We start from the raw sequence: 1,274 nt of genomic DNA, 5'->3' as shown, positions 1-1,274 counted from the left end.
AGGGTGCGCTCGCGGTCGCCACGGCCACGGGCGATTACACCACTCAGCGCCAGCCACTGGGCCAGCATGGACTTTTGCGCGGTCGCCGAAGGCGCGGGCAGGAAGCGGCTGAGATAACCTGCCAACTCCTCGGCCGCGTCCAACTGGCAGGCCAGGCCCAACGCCCAGCTGTACAGCACGATCAGCCGCGGCGTGCTGATCAGCAGGCTGTCGGGCAGGTCCATCTTCCAGCGCAGCAGCATGCCGACGTTCTGTTCGGCCAGCAGTTGCTCCTCGGACAGGCTCTGCACAAGGTCGGCGGCGACATCAAGGTGACCGGCCCGCAGCGCCTGCTCAACCGCTTCGTCCAGCAGGCCCTGGCTTTCGAACCAGCGACAGGCGCGCAACTGCAGGCCGGCCAGCGGCTCGCTGGCCTGGCGGCTGCGCAGCAGGTCGGAGAACAGGTGGTGATAACGGAACCAGTGGCCATGCTCGTCCAGCGGCACCAGGAACACCTGGTGCGCCTGCAAAAAGCGCAGGATCGTGGCACTGTCGTGGCGGCCGCGCATGGCATCACACAGTGGGGCGCAAAAACGCTCCTGGCAGGCCGTTTCGTACAGGAAGGCCTGTACGTCGGTGGGCAGCATTTCGATGACTTCTTCCAGCAGATAGTCGCGGATCAGGCCTTCACCGCCATGCAAGGCCTGGGGCAAGGCCTGTTCGTCGGCGGACTCGCTGGCCGCCAGTTGCCAGAAACGCAACCCGGCCACCCAACCGTCGCTGCGCTGGATCAGGTTGTCCAGGGCCTGGCCACGCAGGCCTGTGGGTTGGCGGCCGATCACCGCCAGCGATTCTTCGGCGGTCAGGCGCAAGTCCTGTTCGTTGAGCTCGACCAGTTGCCGCGACAGGCGCAGGCGCGCCAGGTGCCAGTCCGGGCGTTGACGGCTGGTGACCAGCAGCACCAGGCCAGGGGGCAGGTGATTGAGAAAGAACTGCAGGCAACGGTCGAGCACTGGCCCTTGGGCCAGGTGATAGTCATCCAGCACCAGTAACAACGGAGTATCGGCTTGCAGGTACAGCGCCAGCTCGTCGAGCAGGCCGTCGAGCCATTCCTCGAAGGCGAACGGCTGGTGGCGCTGGCGCATTTTCAGCAGGCCCATGGCTTGGCCGCCCAGCGCCGGGCAATACTGCTGCAGGCCTTCGAGCAGGCGTTCGAGGAAGCGACCAGGGTCGGCATCCCGTTGGCTCAGGCCCAGCCACAGGCTACGCCAGTGCTCGGGCAGCGCTTCGCAAAA

General features: G+C 66.1%; 1 protein-coding gene. It reads right to left on the bottom strand.

Features of this window, described 5'->3' with window-relative positions; genetic code table 11:
• On the bottom strand, positions 1 to 1,274 hold a 1,274-nt coding region (locus tag JV551A3_RS05670), incomplete at both ends, for a MalT transcriptional regulator family protein (RefSeq protein ID WP_459565069.1).

The organism is Pseudomonas inefficax, from assembly GCF_900277125.1.
GTDB lineage: Bacteria > Pseudomonadota > Gammaproteobacteria > Pseudomonadales > Pseudomonadaceae > Aquipseudomonas > Aquipseudomonas inefficax.
This window is presented reverse-complemented; position numbering and strand designations above follow the sequence as displayed.